The following is a 13,433-nucleotide window of genomic DNA, read 5'->3' as shown; positions in this document are numbered from 1 at the left end:
ATGATAGATGCACACACCCACTTAGATGTTAGAAGCTATGAAGACATTGAAAAGATGGCCATAGCTGGGATTGAGTATATAGTTACTTTAGCACATGATCCTTATAAAATGATCTCCCCAGAGGTTTATTTAGACCATTGGGATAGGATAGTAAATTTTGAGGTTAAGAGGGGGGAGATGGCTGGAGTTAATGTTTTGCCAGGAATTGGGATTCATCCTATGGGCTATCCTAAAGATTGGAAAATCCTAATTAAAAAAATTCCTGAATATATTGATAAAATAGTCTGTATAGGAGAAACTGGGCTTCACTATTTAAAAGGAGAGGAAGAGTTGTTAAAGGAACAGCTAATTTTGGCTAAGGAGTATGAGAAGCCAATAGTTATACACACTCCAGAGAAGAACAAAAAAGAAGCTCTCTTAAGGATTTTAGATATTCTAAATGAGGTTAGGATTGATGAGAGCTTAGTTTTAATTGATCACATAAATAGGGAAACTATAGACTTAATTGATAGAGATGTTTATGTTGGCTTATCCATACAGCCAGCTTTTAAGTTAAGTGTAAAGGAGGCTTGTGAAATTGTTAGAGATTATGATAAAAAATTTATCCTTAGTAGTGACTTGGGAAGCTTAAAATCTGATATCTATGCCTTACCTAAGGCTAAGTTAGAAATGAAGAGAATGAATCTTGAGAAGAGAAAGATAGAAGAAAGTTTATATAAAAATGCTAAGAAATTCTATAGAATCTAAGTTTTACTAAAATTTTAAATAACTCTTTAAAGTAATAGACTTCCTACCACTTTAAAGAAAAAACTTTTTGAGGTGAAAGTTATGCCAGGAACTAAACAGGTGAATGTTGGTTCTTTAAAAGTTGGACAGTATGTTATGATAGATGGAGTTCCTTGTGAGATTGTAGATATCAGTGTCTCAAAGCCTGGAAAACATGGAGGGGCTAAGGCAAGAGTTGTAGGAATAGGGATCTTTGATAAGGTTAAAAAAGAATTTGTTGCTCCAACATCTTCCAAGGTTGAGGTTCCAATCATTGATAGGAGAAAGGCTCAAGTTTTAGCTGTTGTTGGAGATACAGTTCAAATTATGGACTTACAAACTTATGAAACCTTAGAGTTACCAATCCCTGAGGGAATTGAAGGATTAGAGCCAGGGGTTGAGGTTGAATATATAGAGGCTGTTGGACAATACAAGATAACAAGAGTCTTTAAGTAAACCCCTTTTAACTATTTTTTGAGGTGGTTATTTTGAATATTAAAGGAAGAGTTTGGAAGTTTGGAGATAATGTAGATACTGATGCTATTTTACCAGCAAGATATTTGATATATACTGAGCCTGAAGAGTTGGCAAAGTATGCTATGACAGGGATAGATGAAGAGTTCCCTAAGAAGGCTAAGAAGGGAGACATTATAGTGGCTGGTAAAAACTTTGGCTGTGGCTCTTCAAGGGAGCATGCTCCTATAGGCTTAAAAGCCCTTGGTATCTCTGCAGTGATAGCTGAAAGCTTTGCAAGAATCTTTTATAGGAATGCTATAAATATTGGACTTCCTTTAATTGAGTGTAAGGACATCTCTAAGAAGGTTGATGAAGGAGACATTTTAGAGGTTAATCTAAAAACTGGAGAGATAAAGAACTTAACTAAGGGAGAAACTTACCAAGGAACTAAACTTCCTGAGTTTATGATGGAGATCTTAGAAGCTGGGGGATTAATGGAGTATTTAGTTAAGAAGAGGGCTTAGGCCATGATAAACTATGAAATTTTAAAAAAGTATCCTCTCTGTGATAGATGCTTTGGTAGGCTATATGGTAAGGTTCTTAACACCACCAACTTAGTTAGGGGAAAATCTTTAAAGATAGCTAAGGCTATTGAGGCTGAGATAAATAAAGATGAAGAGATGTTAAAAGCTCTAAGTAGAAGTGGAGTTAAAGAAATAAGAGGAGTAGATGAAGAAGTTAAAGAATGTCCTTGGTGTAAAGGAATTTTTAATAGGATGGACAAGCTCTTAGAGGAAGTTTTAGAGAAGGTTAAAGATTATGAATTTAACACCTTTTTAATTGGAACGCATATTCCTGAGGAGATTAAGGAGTTTGAAGAGGAAATTAAAACTGAGTATATGGAGAGTATAAAGCAGGAGTTTGGTAGAGAGTTTGGAAAACTCTTAGCAAGAACCATAAATAAAAAGCCAGATAAGGAGAATCCTGATATTGTTATACATATAAACCCTTACACAGAGGAAATATGGCTTCAAGTAAACCCTCTCTTTATAAAGGGAAGATATAGAAAGTTGGTTAGAGGCATTCCTCAAACAAGATGGCTCTGTGGCTTCTGTAAGGGAAAGGGTTGTGTTTATTGTAACTTTACAGGAAAAAAGTATTTGGTTTCAGTTGAAGAGATTATTGGAGAGCCCATACTTAAAGCTACCAAAGGGAAAGACTATAGATTCCATGGTGCGGGAAGGGAAGATATTGATGTAAGAATGCTTGGGAATGGAAGGCCTTTTGTCATTGAAATTAAAGAGCCAAGGATAAGAAATATTAACCTTAAAAAATTGGAAGAAGAGATTAACAAGGATGGAAGGGTTGAAGTTTTAAACTTAGAGTTCTGCAGAAGGAAGGACAAGGTTATTATAAAAAATGTCCCTCATAAGAAGACATATAGAGCCTTGGTTTATTGTGAAGATGAGGTTAGTGAAGAAGAGCTAAAGAAGTTAGAAGAGGAGTTAAAGAATAGAGAAATTTATCAAAGAACTCCAAAGAGAGTTTTACATAGAAGGGCTGATTTGGTTAGGGTGCGTAAGGTTTATAAAGTTGAAGCTAATAAAGTTGATAGAAATCATTTTGAACTTATTATCTATTGTGATGGAGGACTCTACATAAAAGAGCTTATCAGTGGAGATGAGGGAAGAACTAAACCTTCAGTCTCCTCTATTTTAAATAAACAGTGTATCTGTAAGGAGCTTGATGTGATAAAAGTACATGATGGTGAAACAAATGGTAGAAATGAGTGAAGGATTTAGGAGAAAAACAAGAAAGAAGTTGACAAAGAGTCCAAGAGAAAGAGGTTTATATCCAATAACAAGAGCTTTAAAGGAGTATAAAGAAGGGGAGTATGTTAGTATAGTTATTGATCCTTCAGTTCATAAGGGAATGCCTCACCCAAGGTTTCATGGAAGGACTGGAGTGGTTGTAGGAAAACAGGGAAGAGCTTTCTTAGTTAAGGTTAGGGATGGAGGGAAGTATAAGATAATAATAGCCTTCCCTCAGCATCTCAGACCTGTAGCTAAAGAGGGTTAAGGATGATTGGCAAAAAAATCTTGAATGAAAGATTTATTACCATTTCTGAAGCCTATGAAATTATGAAAAAAAGAGCTGAACTTGGAGACCTCTCCTATGAACAGAAGTGTGCCTTAGATTATTTGGAGAAGTTTAAAAAATTAACTCCTGAGAAGGCTAAGGAGTTAGTTGAAGAACTTAAAAAGATTGGAGTAGATGAAGAAACAGCTGTTAAGATAGCTGATATACTTCCAGAGGATATAGAAGATTTGGAAGTTATTTACTACAAGAGAAAGTTGCCTGAGAATGCTGAGGAAATCTTAGAGGTTGTTAGAAAGTATTTATAAATTTTTTTAGATGTGAATATTTATAAATTCAAATTAAATAGGTGATTTTATGAAATTTCCTAAGAAAAATAAGCCTCAAAAGTTTGAAGAGTATGCCTGGGTTTTAGACTTTTTCTATAATTTAAAGGGAGATCCTATAGTTCAAGGACTTGGAGAGGAACAATTTTTACTAATGGAGATGACTCCAAAGAGTGATGACATAAGCTTAGGAGAGAGAGTTTATATAGGAAAGGGTAAGAGGGATAAGATTGACCATGTCAATAGAATGATAAAATATGAGCAACTAACAGGAACTGCTAAGACTGAACTCATCTATAACATAATGAATGCTGTACAACAGCAAGAGGAGAGATTTATAAGATTTTTTAATGAGGCCCCTCCTATTACTACAAGGCTACATAGCTTAGAGCTACTACCAGAGATTAAACATAAGTTAATGTGGAAGATTCTTGAAGAGAGAGAAAAAGAAAAGTTTAAAAGCTTTGAAGACTTTAAAAATAGAATAGGTAGGGATCCAATAAAAATATTGGCTAAGAGGATAGAAAAAGAGCTTTCAGATGAGAAGAAAGATAAATATTATTTATTTGTTAAGTGGAAAAGAGGAATAATTTTAGATGAGGATACTATGACATTCTATGTTAAAGAGTGAGACTATGGAGGAGAAAATTTTAGAGTTTATAAGAAATGTTGTTAAAGAAGCCAATGCCAATGGAGTTGTTGTTGGCCTAAGTGGGGGAATTGATAGCTCTACTACAGCTTTCTTATGTGTTAAAGCCCTTGGTAAAGATAAAGTCTTAGGTCTAATTTTGCCTGAAAAGACTACAAGGAAAGAGGATATAGAAGATGCTAAAAAAGTTGCTGAGATGCTTGGAATTAAATATTATATTATTGATATAACTGATGTCCTAAAAGCCTTTGGTCTCTATACTCCTACAAAGGAGTTTGAGAAAATTCCAGATGGTAACTTGAAGGCAAGGGTAAGGATGTGTGTCCTCTATTACTATGCAAATAAATACAACTACTTAGTGGCAGGAACTGCAAATAAGTCAGAGATCTATGTTGGTTATGGAACAAAATATGGAGATCTTGCCTGTGACTTTATGCCCATAGCCCACTTATTTAAAACTGAAGTAAGAGAGTTGGCTAAAAAATTAGGAGTGCCTAAGGAGATCATTGAAAAGCCTCCTTCTGCAGGCCTCTGGGAAGGGCAAACTGATGAAGGGGAGTTAGGAGTTAGCTATGAAATTTTAGACAAGATATTAAAGTTGTATGAGGAAGGTAAGAAAGAAGAGGAGATAGCTAAGGAGTTAAGTGTTGATCTCCAAATAGTTAAAAGAATTTTTGATTTAATAAAGAAGAATGAGCATAAAAGAAAATTGCCAGCTAAGATAGAGTGAAAGCTATGAAGGAGATCTTTGAAAATGTATATAAAATAGATAATAAGATAGCTACAAAGGCTTTAAGTAGAAAGAAGGTTTATGATGAGAAATTTATTGAGAAGGATGGAACTTACTATAGAGTATGGAACCCATATAAAAGTAAGTTGGCTGCAGCTATAGTTAATGGATTAAAAGTTATGCCAATAAAGAGAGACTCTAAGGTTCTCTACCTTGGAGCCTCTGCTGGAACCACTCCTTCACATGTTTCTGACATTGTTGAAGATGGAATTATTTATGCCTTAGAGTATGCTCCAAGGATTATGAGAGAGCTCTTAGACAGTTGCTCAGATAGGAAAAATCTTGTTCCAATACTTGGAGATGCAAATAAGCCATGGGAATATTCAAATATTGTTGAAAAAGTTGATGTTATCTATGAAGATGTAGCTCAACCTAACCAGGCAGAGATCTTAATAAAAAATGCCAAGTGGTTCTTAAAAAAGAATGGCTATGGAATGATAGCCATAAAGGCAAGGAGTGTAGATGTAACAAAGGATCCAAAAGAAGTTTTTAAAGAGCAAAAAGAAATTTTAGAGAAAGGAGGATTTAAAGTTGTTGATGAGGTTAATATAGAGCCTTATGAAAAGGATCATATCTTATTTGTCTGTAAGTGGCTCAATGTAGAGTGAGAAGTCAATAGCCTTTACTGAATGGGTTAGGGAGCCAAGAGAGATAACATCTATATCATACTTGGCATACTCTAAAATATTGTCTTCATTTATTCCCCCACTAACCTCAATGATAGGCCTATAGCTATAACTTTTAACTATCTTTAGAGCCTCTCCAATTTCTTCTGGAGAGAAGTTATCAAGCATCACTATATCAACCTTTTCTTCAAGAGCTGTCTTTAACTCTTCAAAGTTTCTAACTTCAGCCTCTATCTTCTTTGTGAAGCTAAACCTCTTAGCTCTCCTTATAGCTTCCCTTAAGCCTAAGATGTCTATATGATTATCTTTAATTAAGATAGAGTCATCTAACCTAAACCTATGAGGATCTCCTCCAGCTAAGAGAATGGCATATTTTTGGAGAGGAGATAATAGAGGAAGAGTTTTCCTTGTCCCAGCTATTCTTACTTTTTTATTCACTTCTCTAACTTTTTTAATTAATTTATATGTCTTAGTAGCCACTCCTGAGAGATGCATTAATAAATTTAAAGCTGTTCTTTCCAAGGTTAAAATAGTCTTAGAGCTTCCATAAAGCTCTAAAACCTTTCCTTCACAGAAGGAGCCTTCAGGCTTAATAACTTTACATTTAACATTATATTGTTCAAAAAATTCCTTAATAAAGTTTATTCCACATAAGATACATGGCTCTTTAGCTACAATGTAAGCTTTAATCTCATTATCATCTAAAAGTTCAGTGGTTATATCCATAAAACCAATGTCCTGCTTTAAAGCCTCATTTAAAACTTTTAAGGCATAGAGCTTTATCAATTTAGATCACTTTCTTAATCTTTTCTAAGTAAAGTTTTAACAAGCTAACATTAAGGATCCAGGTTGATATTATATCAGCCACCAAGGCTATAACCAAAACCTCAGCTATGTTAGCAAGGATATCAGCTATTGGGATGAAGAGCTTAACCACTATTAATAAAGTTACCATAGCTGCTATAGTTGTTAATGTCATGGTAATTCCTGTCTCAAATGCCTCCTTTACAGATTCATCAAACTTCACTGACAACCTTCTTAAAACCTTTGTTGTCAGTAAGATGTCAGAGTCAACACTGTAACCAATAATCATTAATAAAGCTGCTATTGTAGCTGTTGATAGCTCTATGTTAAATAAACTCATAGCTCCAAGTGTTAAAATTATATCAGTTAAAGCTGATAAGATGATGGCTCCACTTGGATAAGGGTCTCTGAAGTAGAAATAGACAACCAATGACATAAAGATAAAGGCAAAAGCTAAAGCTTTAAATCCTTCTTCAAAGAACCTACTTGATAGTATGGGCCCAACAGTTTTTTCAGAGTAGTTTAAAGAGCTTAAACTTTCAACTTTAAAAAACTCCTTAAGTTTTTTCTTAACGATCTCAACTTTGTCATAGCTACACCTAACAACTATATAGTAGCCTGAGCTACTCTTTAGCTCTTTAACTTCAGCTAACCCACTTAAATAAGACTTTAAACTGTAAAAGATGTTTGGATCTTTCACCTTTATAGTGATCTCAGCCCCTCCTGTTATGTCAATACTCTTAGGAATCCCCTTAAATACTAAAAGAGAAATAGAAGCCAATATTAAAATAAAAACTATTGCTAACCCAAGCCTATAGTCTTTAATTATCAACTCTATCCCTCACATTGTAAAATTTTTATATAACCTAAGAGCTTTTTATATAAATAAACTTTGTTTTGGTGGTTAAAATAAAAAAGATTATACTAATTTTATTATTTTTATTGCTTCCTCTAAGTCTTGGAGAAAGATTAGAGCATGAAATAGTAAATCAAAAAATTTATTGTAATATATCTTACAACAATTTAGCATATGAAAATATAAATATACTTATGAAAATCAAGAATGATACAGAGACTCTCTATTATTATATTCCTCACAAACTTGACAACTTGAAGGTTAATAGCTCTATAAATTACTCAGATTTAGTAATTTACTATATTGGTGGCTACACTAAGTTAGAGCTTGAGTTTAACAAAACTTTAAAAAAAGGAGAACTTATAAATATTTCAATAAAAGGAATTTGTAGAGACTGTATATTTTGGAAAGATAATTATCAGTTTATTACAAGCTACTTAGTGGCTGGAAATACAACAGTTAAAGTTGTTCTTCCTCCTGGTTATATATTAGCAAGTGATGTTATTACTCCAAGTAATTACTATATAACAGGAAATGGGAAGAATCAGATAATTATTTGGAAATTTAAAAATCAAGAGCCAAGTATAGTAACTTTTTCATTTAAATATATGTACGCTCCTTACTCTCCTCCAAGTAGCAATACAACAAAAACTAAAAGTAACTTAATTTTAATTTTAGCTTCACTTCTTATAGCCTCTTTATTAGGAGTTAGCTTAAAGTTCTTTAAAGATAAGAAAGATAGAGATAAGGAATTAGAGAAGTTAAAAAGTCTCTTAAATGAGAAAGATCTTGAAATAAAAAAGTTGACTGAAGAAATAAAAAAGAAGGAAGAGATCTTAAATATAGTTAATGGGAAAGTCTCTAAGGTTGAGATGGAAAAAGAAGAGCTTAAGAATCAAGTTAATTCATTAAAGAATGAAAATGAGAAATTAATAAAGTTAATAAGTGAGTTGAGTGAGGAGAAAGAGAAGTTAGCTGAAGAGAATAAAAAGCTAAGAGAGAGAGTTATTGAACTTGAGGAGGAGATTAAAAATTACCTAACTTCAAGGTGTAAGTTAATATGGGACTTCCTAACTGAAGATGAGAGGAAGATAGTTGAGATTATTAAAGAACATGGGCATATAACTCAGAAAGAGTTAATAGAGATTACTGGCATGTCCAAGCCAAAGGTTTCAAGGATAGTTTCTGAGCTACAGGATAGGGGGATAATTATTAAGGAGAAGATTGGAAGGATTAACAAATTAACATTATCAGATGAAATAAAGAATAACTTATAATTTTATTCCTACTACTTTACTAACTCCATCTTCCATATAGACTCCATAAACAACATCAGCCTTACTAATCATCTGTTCCCTATGGCTGATAACAATAAATTGGCTCTCTCTTGATAAATTTTTTATCATTTCAGCTATCAGTGAGACATTTTTAACATCTAAGGCTGAATCTACCTCATCAAGAACATAGAATGATGAAGGATTTAACTTTTGGATGGCAAAGAGGAAGGCAAGGGCTGCTAAGCTTTTTTCTCCACCACTCATTAGTTCTAAGCTTAAAAGCTTCTTTCCTCTTGGTGAGGCATCTATTAACAAGCCTCCACTGAAAGGATCTTCCTCATTTTCTAACCTAAGTTTTCCCACTCCACCAATTTCCCTATAAACTTCTTCAAAGTTCTTAGCTATCTTCTCAAAAACTTTTAAGAAAACTTCTCTCTTCTTTTTTTCAATTTCTTTAACCATATCCAAATATTTTTTCTCTTCTTTCTCATAACTCTCTCTTTTGTTAAGCAACTCTTTGTATCTTTCATAGATAATGTTGTAGTCCTCAATAGCCCTCATATTGACAGGCTCAAGGGCTTTAATCTCTTTATCTATCTCACTAATGAGAAATTCAAGCTCTTTAATATCTTTCTCCTTAATCTCTTCCCTAACTTTAGTTTCCTCCTGAATGTAAAGCTCTTTTCTTTCTTCCTCTAACTTACTCTCATATTTTGCCTTTTCTATATGTAACTTATTTATTTCTTTCTCTATATCTCTTATTTCCCTTAAGAGTTCTTCTCTTTTAATTTCTAATTCTCTTAATTCTTCTTCTAAGGATCTCTTTTTATTATTAAGCTCTTTCATCTTTTCAGAGATTTTTTCATACCTCTCTTTTAACTTCATTAGCTCAAGTTCTTTCTTTTTTATATTGTCTTCATAAACTCCTATATTTGTTATAATAGCTTTATCCTTCCTCTCTAACTCATCAATTTTCTCTTCAATTTCCTTTATTCTCTCTAATAATAATTTATTTAAGCTCTTACATTTTTCAATTTCTTTTTCTAAACCAAGTTTCTCATTGTTAAGCTCAACTATTTTCTTCTCAATCTCTTTTAACTTGTTTATTTTCTCCTGAACTCCAAGTTCCTCTATTCTCTTATTTATCTCATCCTTCTTTTTACTAAGCTCTTCTATCTCTTTTTCAAGCTTCTCTACATCTATATTTTTCTCTTCTTCTCTTAATTTACTTATTTCCTCTTCAAGCTCTTTATTTCTAAGCTCAAGTTTTTTTATTTTAATTCTATTTTCTTCAACTATTCTTTCTCTTCTTCTCTCTTCTTCTTCTATGCTTCTTAACTTCTCCTCAATCCTTATTTTTCTTCTCTCTAACTCTCTTTTTCTATTTTCAAGATCTTCTATTCTCTCTTCTATCTCCCTTAACTCCCTCTCCTTCTTCAATATACTTAGCTCAAGCTCTTTAATTTTCTCCTCTTCATCAACCTTAATTAAGTTCTTCTCTATATAGCTACCTCCTATTAAGGCTCCAGAAGGCTCTATCACATCTCCATCAAGTGTAACAAATCTAGCCTTATATTTTTTAGAGAGTTCTTTAGCAATATCAATATTTTCAACTATAATAGTATTTCCAAGAACATGCTCAAAAACCTTCTGAAACTCTGGGGAAAAAGAGAGTAAGTCAATAGCCCTCCCAACAACTCCATCTTCATAGATATGCTCTATTTTCCTCCCTCTTATTCTATCAAGTGGCAAAAATGTTATCCTACCAAGGTTCTTAGACTTTAAATAGTTTATAGCCCTTATAGCATCTTCAGTAGTTTCTGTTACAACATACTTTAACCTTGAACCTCCAGCAACTTCAATAGCTTTTTTATACTTCATTTTAGTCTTTCCAAGATTTCCAACTATATCTATAACCCCAGGAAGCTTTAGAACCTCTTTAATAGCTTTATCAAGATTTATCTCTTCCAAAGCCTTTATCTTAGCCTTCTCCTTTAAATATTCTGAGTTTAACTTACTAATCTCATCCTTAACTTTTCTTTCTTTCTCTTTTAACTCTCTTAACTCTTTCTCTAAGAAGGATATTTCAATAGATAAGTTCTCTAACTCTATGTAAAGATCTTTAGTATCTATTTTTTCAAACTTCATTTCCTTTTTTAGCTCTTCAATCTTAGCTAAGTTATTCTTTATCTCAAGCTCTTTTTTATAAATCTCAGTTCTTATTAGGTTAAGTTTTTCTTTTATCTTTAGTAGTTTTTCTCTTTTTTTCTCAATTTCTTTCTCCAAATTTTCTTTTTCTTCTCTCAACTTGTTTATTCCTTCTTCAAGCTCTTTAAGGCTAAGGTTAATTTTTAAGTATTCCTTCCTTAACATATCTGAGCTCTTTACAATCTCCTTAATCTTTTCTCTATTTTTTTCAATAGCTTCTTCATTAAGTTTAATCTCTTCTCTCAACTTCTCTTTTTCATTTAAGAGTTTCTCCTTTTCATTCTTTATTCTAAGGTTTTCCTCTCTTAAGCTCTTTAATATCTCATTCTCATGTCTTATTTCAAGCTCAAGCTCTTTAATTTTATTGTAGATGTCCAATACTTCACTATCCTTTAATTTCTCTAAGACTTTACTTATCTCTTCTTTTTTCTTTTTAATTTCTTCCTCAATCTCCTTTAATTTTTTTATCTTCTCCTCCTTTTCCCTCTCAAGTTTCTCTATTCTCTCTTTTAAATTATTTATCTCTAAATTTAAATAATCAATTCTCTTTTTTGTTAGCTCATATCTCGCCTCTTTTAAAAGTTGCTTTAACTCTAAGTATCTCTCAGCCTCTTCCTTCTCCTTCTTTAACCTATCTAAGTTACTTTTAACCTCTGAAATTCTTGCATCAATAATTTCTATTAACTCTCTTGCTTTCTTTAGCTCTTCCTCAGCTTTCTTCTTCTTCTCATCAAATTCAGAGACTCCACTAAGCTCATCTATTATCTTCCTTCTCTCAATTGGAGACATATTTATTATATTTAGTAGATCTCCCTGAGAGATTATATTGTCTCCTAAAAGCTTTAGCCTTCTAAAAAAGTCTATAATTTCTTTCTTTGTTAATCTTCTCTTCTCACCATTTTTTATAAAATAGTAAGCTGTCTCTCCACTCTTCTTAACCTTTCTTGAAATTCCAAATTCTTCACCATTAGATTCAAAGAATAGGGTTACTTCAGCATACTCAGCCTTTCTTCCCTTATGATAGTTAATTAAAGAACTAAACTTATTAGCCCTTAACTTTCTTGCTGAGCTCTTCCCAAGAACAAAGAGGATAGCATCAACAATATTAGACTTCCCACTACCATTAGGGCCTACAATGGCTGTAAAGCCCTTAGGGATCTCTAAAGAGAGAGATTTAAAAGATTTAAAGTTTTTTAGTTCTATCCTTTTTAGCATAGTAAATCCCTTATTGCCCTTACATTAGCCATTCCTTTCCTCTCAGTTTCATCCCACTCCTTCTCTGGAACAGAGTCAGAGACAATTCCAGCTCCTACTTGTATAGCTCCTTTATTGTTTGAGATGGTGTAGGTTCTTATAGTTATGGCTAAGTCCATTAGATCATCCCAACTAAAGTAGCCAACTCCTCCTCCATAAGGTCCTCTTCTATCAACTTCAAGCTCATTTATTATCTCCATAGCCCTAACCTTAGGGGCTCCACTTAATGTACCAGCTGGAAATGTAGCCTTAACAGCCATGAAGGAATTATATTTATCTTTAATTTCTCCCTCAACCTTACTAACTATATGTTGAACATGTGAATACTTTTCAATCTTCATAAATTCAGTAACCTTCACAGTTCCAAATTTTGATATCTTTCCTATATCATTCCTACCAAGGTCAACAAGCATGACATGCTCAGCTCTCTCCTTTTCATCATTTAATAGTATTTTCTCCAACTCCTTATCTTCTTTTTCATCTCTTCCTCTTCTTATAGTTCCAGCTATTGGCTTTGTTATCACATACTTCTTATTTCCTCTCATCTCTGTCTTAACCAATATCTCAGGAGATGAGCCTATAATCTTCCTCTCTCCAAAGTTTAAATAGTACATGTAGGGAGAAGGGTTAATTTCTCTAACTTTTTTGTAAATTAAGAAGGGATCTAATCCTTCACAGTCAAATAAAATTTTCCTTGATAAAACTACTTGAAAGATGTCACCAGCATAAATATACTCTTTAGCTCTCTCAACCATCTCCATAAATTTCTCTTTATTTACATTGCTCTTAAACTCTATTTTATTAGTTTCTACCTTATACTCTCTCTTATACTTCTTAGCCTCTTCTAAAATTCTTTCATCTTCACCAACTAAATAAATTTTCTCTCCCTTTAAATCAAAGGCTATAAAGTCCTTAACAATAAAAAACTCCATATCTGGGAACTTTATAGTTTCTTCTTTCTCTTCCAAGTCTATCCAGTATCTAACTATATCATAACTTAAGTAACCAACTAATCCTCCTTTAAATCTCAAATCTTTTAAATTTTTATAATTTACTTTCTCTTTTAACCTATCTCTAACCAAATTTAAAGCTTCTAATGGACAACTATAGGAGCCTTCTAAATCCTTTATTTGATCAGAAAACTCTGAAAAGCTCTTTACTCTTAACTTCCCATCCTTCATAGAAACAATTCCTTCAGCTTTTCCCATAATTGTGTATCTTGATTCTCTTGTTAATTCTCCAGATTCTAAGAGAAAAGTATTTTCTTCTTCAAGATATTCATAACACTTTATTGGAGATACAGTTAAAGGCAAGATTTTCATAGT

Annotated in this window: 14 protein-coding genes; 10 read left to right on the top strand and 4 right to left on the bottom strand. The window is 32.8% G+C overall.

The features are described 5' to 3' along the window. The 9 genes from METIN_RS05400 (at nt 1) to METIN_RS05360 (ending at nt 5,691) form a co-directional block, all read left to right on the top strand. Nucleotides 1-747, top strand: a complete 747-nt coding sequence (locus METIN_RS05400; RefSeq protein ID WP_013100484.1) for a TatD family hydrolase — start codon at nt 1-3, stop codon at nt 745-747. A gap of 81 nt (nt 748-828) precedes the next feature. After that, nucleotides 829-1,221: a translation initiation factor IF-5A gene (gene eif5A, locus METIN_RS05395; protein WP_013100483.1), complete on the top strand. Its 393-nt coding sequence runs from the start codon at nt 829-831 to the stop codon at nt 1,219-1,221. Between the two features lie 32 nt (nt 1,222-1,253). Further along, nucleotides 1,254-1,745, top strand: a complete 492-nt coding sequence (gene leuD / locus METIN_RS05390) for an Isopropylmalate/citramalate isomerase small subunit (RefSeq protein WP_013100482.1) — start codon at nt 1,254-1,256, stop codon at nt 1,743-1,745. A gap of 3 nt (nt 1,746-1,748) precedes the next feature. Continuing rightward, nucleotides 1,749-3,014: a tRNA pseudouridine(54/55) synthase Pus10 gene (locus tag METIN_RS05385; protein ID WP_013100481.1), complete on the top strand. Its 1,266-nt coding sequence runs from the start codon at nt 1,749-1,751 to the stop codon at nt 3,012-3,014. Then, nucleotides 2,998-3,300: a 50S ribosomal protein L21e gene (locus METIN_RS05380; RefSeq protein ID WP_013100480.1), complete on the top strand. Its 303-nt coding sequence runs from the start codon at nt 2,998-3,000 to the stop codon at nt 3,298-3,300. Before METIN_RS05385 ends, METIN_RS05380 begins: the two co-directional genes overlap by 17 nt. Before the next feature lie 2 nt (nt 3,301-3,302). Continuing rightward, nucleotides 3,303-3,626: an RNA polymerase Rpb4 family protein gene (locus METIN_RS05375; RefSeq protein WP_013100479.1), complete on the top strand. Its 324-nt coding sequence runs from the start codon at nt 3,303-3,305 to the stop codon at nt 3,624-3,626. Between the two features lie 49 nt (nt 3,627-3,675). Next, complete coding sequence (locus tag METIN_RS05370; protein ID WP_013100478.1) at nt 3,676-4,275, top strand: DUF655 domain-containing protein; 600 nt, start codon at nt 3,676-3,678, stop codon at nt 4,273-4,275. 4 nt (nt 4,276-4,279) lie between these two features. Then, nucleotides 4,280-5,023 (top strand): NAD+ synthase, encoded by a 744-nt coding sequence (locus METIN_RS05365; RefSeq protein ID WP_013100477.1) that lies wholly within the window; start codon nt 4,280-4,282, stop codon nt 5,021-5,023. 5 nt (nt 5,024-5,028) lie between these two features. After that, nucleotides 5,029-5,691: a fibrillarin-like rRNA/tRNA 2'-O-methyltransferase gene (locus METIN_RS05360; protein ID WP_013100476.1), complete on the top strand. Its 663-nt coding sequence runs from the start codon at nt 5,029-5,031 to the stop codon at nt 5,689-5,691. Here METIN_RS05360 and nadC read toward each other — a convergent pair. Together nadC and METIN_RS05350 are read right to left on the bottom strand one after the other, a co-directional pair. Next, the gene (gene nadC, locus METIN_RS05355; protein ID WP_013100475.1) at nt 5,659-6,495 is read right to left on the bottom strand and encodes a carboxylating nicotinate-nucleotide diphosphorylase; all 837 of its coding nucleotides are present in this window, start codon (nt 6,493-6,495) and stop codon (nt 5,659-5,661) included. The genes METIN_RS05360 and nadC overlap by 33 nt on opposite strands. A 1-nt stretch (nt 6,496) precedes the next feature. Continuing rightward, complete coding sequence (locus tag METIN_RS05350) at nt 6,497-7,342, bottom strand: protein translocase subunit SecF (protein ID WP_048203580.1); 846 nt, start codon at nt 7,340-7,342, stop codon at nt 6,497-6,499. A 71-nt stretch (nt 7,343-7,413) separates the two neighbouring features. On the opposite strand from METIN_RS05350, the gene METIN_RS05345 reads away from it, so the two are divergent. After that, the gene (locus tag METIN_RS05345; protein WP_157198823.1) at nt 7,414-8,646 is read left to right on the top strand and encodes a helix-turn-helix transcriptional regulator; all 1,233 of its coding nucleotides are present in this window, start codon (nt 7,414-7,416) and stop codon (nt 8,644-8,646) included. Here METIN_RS05345 and smc read toward each other — a convergent pair. Then, nucleotides 8,641-12,069, bottom strand: a complete 3,429-nt coding sequence (gene smc / locus METIN_RS05340; RefSeq protein ID WP_013100472.1) for a chromosome segregation protein SMC — start codon at nt 12,067-12,069, stop codon at nt 8,641-8,643. The genes METIN_RS05345 and smc overlap by 6 nt on opposite strands. Then, nucleotides 12,063-13,430: an anthranilate synthase component I gene (trpE, locus tag METIN_RS05335; RefSeq protein ID WP_013100471.1), complete on the bottom strand. Its 1,368-nt coding sequence runs from the start codon at nt 13,428-13,430 to the stop codon at nt 12,063-12,065. The genes smc and trpE overlap by 7 nt, the downstream gene beginning before the upstream one ends. Between the last annotated feature and the right edge of the window lie 3 nt (nt 13,431-13,433).

It is taken from the genome of Methanocaldococcus infernus ME, assembly GCF_000092305.1.
GTDB lineage: Archaea > AGJL01 > Methanococci > Methanococcales > Methanocaldococcaceae > Methanocaldococcus > Methanocaldococcus infernus.
Note: the sequence above shows the minus strand (reverse complement) of the source record. Positions and strands in the feature narration are given on the sequence as shown.

Bases quoted from the DNA above. Each gene is read 5' to 3' on its own strand.
- METIN_RS05360 (WP_013100476.1), top strand. From the start codon at position 5,029: ATGAAGGAGATCTTTGAAAATGTATATAAAATAGATAATAAGATAGCT.
- METIN_RS05380 (WP_013100480.1), top strand. From the start codon at position 2,998: ATGGTAGAAATGAGTGAAGGATTTAGGAGAAAAACAAGAAAGAAGTTG.
- METIN_RS05370 (WP_013100478.1), top strand. From the start codon at position 3,676: ATGAAATTTCCTAAGAAAAATAAGCCTCAAAAGTTTGAAGAGTATGCC.
- eif5A (WP_013100483.1), top strand. From the start codon at position 829: ATGCCAGGAACTAAACAGGTGAATGTTGGTTCTTTAAAAGTTGGACAG.
- METIN_RS05400 (WP_013100484.1), top strand. From the start codon at position 1: ATGATAGATGCACACACCCACTTAGATGTTAGAAGCTATGAAGACATT.
- METIN_RS05375 (WP_013100479.1), top strand. From the start codon at position 3,303: ATGATTGGCAAAAAAATCTTGAATGAAAGATTTATTACCATTTCTGAA.
- smc (WP_013100472.1), bottom strand. From the start codon at position 12,069: ATGCTAAAAAGGATAGAACTAAAAAACTTTAAATCTTTTAAATCTCTC.
- METIN_RS05385 (WP_013100481.1), top strand. From the start codon at position 1,749: ATGATAAACTATGAAATTTTAAAAAAGTATCCTCTCTGTGATAGATGC.
- trpE (WP_013100471.1), bottom strand. From the start codon at position 13,430: ATGAAAATCTTGCCTTTAACTGTATCTCCAATAAAGTGTTATGAATAT.
- METIN_RS05365 (WP_013100477.1), top strand. From the start codon at position 4,280: ATGGAGGAGAAAATTTTAGAGTTTATAAGAAATGTTGTTAAAGAAGCC.